3 protein-coding genes are annotated in these 3,704 nt (G+C 40.1%); all 3 read right to left on the bottom strand.

The window, feature by feature from the left end; translation table 11 throughout:
• Window positions 1-2,205: TcfC E-set like domain-containing protein (locus tag AACU59_RS03915; protein WP_161437539.1), on the bottom strand; the 2,205-nt coding region annotated here is incomplete at its 3' end.
• Between the two features lie 34 nt (window positions 2,206-2,239).
• Complete coding sequence (locus AACU59_RS03910) at window positions 2,240-2,956, bottom strand: hypothetical protein (RefSeq protein WP_161437538.1); 717 nt, start codon at window positions 2,954-2,956, stop codon at window positions 2,240-2,242.
• 110 nt (window positions 2,957-3,066) lie between these two features.
• On the bottom strand, window positions 3,067-3,672 hold the full coding sequence (locus tag AACU59_RS03905; RefSeq protein WP_161437537.1) for a hypothetical protein: 606 nt from the start codon (window positions 3,670-3,672) through the stop codon (window positions 3,067-3,069).
• Window positions 3,673-3,704: the final 32 nt, after the last annotated feature.

Here is a 3,704-nt window from a genome sequence, read left to right as displayed (position 1 = left end):
GATCAATATGTTACCCGGAGTTAAAAAAACATTTCGCTTATCGGTTCCAGTTAGTAATGACTGAACCCCTGAACCATGGGATATATTGCTTTCAGAAATACGGTATGTATTTTCTTGATAACCAGAAATAGGATGCATTGTTCGTGGAAGTATTGGCTGAGAGTCTGTTTCAGAACCTAATCCACTGACTGAATGCGCTACCGGCTCTCCAGAATCACTTTCAACAATAACAGCGGCACTATGGTCATTAATTCCACTTCGTCCCATTGCAAACTGTCCATCCTCATCTAGTGAAAAACCCATTGAGTATCCAAGATATGCCGATTCTTTGCTTTTTTTCTCGTTACGACTCATGTATGCAACCCCAGACAAGGAGCCTAATTCATTAAAGTTTCTGTTCACATTTCCAGACAGATTGACGTTACCGTTATCATATTGCTCAAGACGGAGGTTTAGCTGATCATTGTTTTTTCCACTTCGACTATAGCCTGCATTAATAGCCTTATCACCGTTGTTATAGGTAATTGATGAATAATACGAATCATCGGTGTTACGTAACGATAATGATAAATTCATATAAAAAACGCTATCGGTGTCTTTAGCTTTCGATCGGCTCTCTGACCAGGTCGCACTTAAATTGCTGTTTATGCTGGAAAATCTAAAATTCCGACCTAAGCTGACACTACGGCGGTAAACTTTTGAATCTTGACGCTGCATATCATCATAACGTCGCTCGGTTACGTCATAACCGACTCGTACATTGTTACCCAACAAGTTTGTACCTGCATTAACTCGCCATTGATCCATGCAGGTATAGCGACCTGAACTGATGCAGTTATCTTTATCAATATACCGGTTTTCAGCGGTTAAGCTTAATTTATTCAGATTTATGCTATTGGTTAAGCTCCAACCTTGAATTTGGTTACCATTTTCTTGGCCAGCAATAAAACGTCCGTTAAAAGACCATCTTGAGATTATTTCAGGGGTTAGTGCAAAAGTATCAGTTGCTGATAAGCCGATTTCGCTTAACCAATAATCCTGACTTATTTGTGATGCCAACGAGATATCACTCAGCCCTAGGTTTTTATCTGAAAGCGGTAACCATGTAGCTAACTCAACAACGGATTGGTCACTTTGTTCAGTTTGACCGAATTTTAATAACCACTGCGCGCGGCCATCGCTTACCCTGAATGGGCTTTGAAGTGAATAAACTTCAGTACGGGAAAACTCTGTACCTTCAAATATTTTCACTTCAACATTAAAACTGCCAGAAGGAAGATCATTCCGTCGAATACGGTTGTAACCAGGATTTAGCAACTGAGAATGAATGAGGACACCATACAAATAAAAATCGGCTTTACCTCCTGTCGCGCTAAAAATCTCGATGTCTTGCATACCAAAAGCAGCCGTTGGTGCTTGATAAAAGTGCATACCAGTGCCAAATTGTAGGCCATTGATAGTATTGCTTGGCAAAAGCTGATGATTGAAGCCCCCCTCACTAGAGCGGTTAGCCGAGTAACTGGCTAATTTCCCAGCTTTTAGATACCAGCGTTGATCGAAATCATGCCTTAAATACGCGGAATCAATGGCACTGTTTGTTTCTTCATGATTATTACTGATGCTAGACTCAAACGCGACATAGGTATGATTTGCTAAACCTATAGTGGTATTACCGCGTAAGCCGAGTTGATAAGTATCATCAAACCCTGTTTGGGTTGAAAGGTTTAACGACTGTAACAAGGCGCGTTTTTGGCGTCTGTCTGCGGTGCGATAGTAGCCCACGTCAGTCTGTTGATTAAGCCAGTCTGCATCGATATTAACCTTTACCGATAGCGCGTCTTGATCATAAACGGGTAAGACTTTATTGGATTTAATATCACATTTACTTGGTTGAATCGCGCAGTAGCGTTCATTGACCAATGGAAAATCAGCGCTTAATTTATTTTGAAATGCCTGATGATGCACTTCCTGTACCATTGATTTCAAGTCATTAAATACAAGCTGTGGTTCAAGAAACGTCAATGTATCGTGGTTTATTGCAACCTGAAAATAGCCCATAAAAGTATTATTATACTGAAGTTCAACGACTTCATTACGTTGTTCAAGCAAAGCTTCGAAACCAGCAGGAACCGCGAGTACCGATGCAGAAGGTATAAGAATTAACAGCGACAACCATTGTTGACGTGTTTTTTTATTTAAAAACATTTCGAAACCTTACTAAATAAACAATGCAATAGGACTAGCGATCTTTCTTGAGTGTCAACAATTTATTACGTTGCTGAGGGTAGCGATAGTTAATCGCAGCTACCGGCTTATCATCACGGGTTTGCCACTGATAGTGGTTATTATGGTAAATATTGATATTGGTTTCTGGCTTTTCCCATACACAATCAGCCATACTCGTACCGATACACTCTGATACGATCTGAAAATGTGAATTGCCTTGGTTAACGATATGATCATCATTGGCGACCATGTTTGGCTTATTTTCTTTCGGCTGGACACGAATTACCCCTCCTAATGATAAGCTAACCCCAGTAGTGGCTGAAATATCATTGTCCTCACGTGCTGAGCCGTGATATTGGTCTGCTGTCACTTGCTCAAAATAAACACGATACACTTGTTCCGTGTCGACATTCTGATCAAGCACTAATACTTGTACTCGGCGTTGATCGTTGGGCTTTAAAATCAGCTTGTCAGGAATAACCCGAATATCACGTAATGAATTTATCGCAACTTCTTGCTCATCGTCATTATTAGGTGACAAAATTTTAGTTACGTTAACTTTAATATATTGGTCATCAGTTTTATTTTGTGAGGTAAGACTGTAATTAACACGTTCGCCTTGAGTGTCATGAAATATTGGCGAGATTTCAAAATAAGCTGCCATCGCTGAGTTAGTGAGTAAAAGAAGCCCTGCAACAATTATATTGGCAAGAAATAGATGAATCTTCATTGGTGGACCTATTGACTATGTAAAACATGCTGGTTATATGATGTTTGAGGTATTAAGAGCCACTATAATAAGCGGCTCTATACATATATATCGATGAAGGTATAGACAAGTTAAATTTCAGGTGTAACCGTTAACTGCCATTGTTCACTATAAACGCCTGAGGGGAAATTCCAGGTTGAATCTGGCGTCCAATGGGTAACATAAAAACCTTTAAGCTTTTCTCCTGCACGGAAGTCTTTTATAACAACATCACTTCCTGAACCAATATCGTTGGGATTATTACGGCCATGTACCCATGCATGGTGTACGGTTCCGCAAGAGGTAGCCCCTGCATCTAGACAGTTGACAGTAGTATTACCGTCATCAAATGTCATCGGCTGTGTGTTTTTGAATGTTAAAGTAAAAGAGTTAGCAGTGGAGTTAGAAGAAAGCTCGTGATTTTGCATAATACCAGCATACATGGTCCTACCTGCTGGATGGTAACCTGAAACTATGGTTGCTCCAGGTGAGCTAAGTACATATTCGTATTGCTGATCAGGTTTAACGGTTTGACCATTGAAAACAAAGTCAACACTAAGAGTCTCATCAATTGTTTTACCAATATCGAAAGTATAAATTTTACTTCCTGCGCCTTCCCCAACAGGAACATCAGCGTGAGCGAAACCGGCCAGCATGGCCGCAGTTAGAGCAGTAATAGTGAAAAGATTATGTTTCATTGAATAACTCCTAGGTAGCTATATTTCAAATG

This window comes from Vibrio sp. V23_P3S9T160 (genome assembly GCF_963886625.1).
Taxonomy (GTDB): domain Bacteria; phylum Pseudomonadota; class Gammaproteobacteria; order Enterobacterales; family Vibrionaceae; genus Vibrio; species Vibrio anguillarum.
The sequence above is the reverse complement of the archived record's forward strand: the minus strand, read 5'-3'. Positions and strand labels throughout refer to the sequence as shown.

What these genes read in the sequence shown, in the direction of transcription:
- AACU59_RS03905 (WP_161437537.1), bottom strand. Translation starts at nt 3,672, where the DNA reads ATGAAACATAATCTTTTCACTATTACTGCTCTAACTGCGGCCATGCTG.
- AACU59_RS03910 (WP_161437538.1), bottom strand. Translation starts at nt 2,956, where the DNA reads ATGAAGATTCATCTATTTCTTGCCAATATAATTGTTGCAGGGCTTCTT.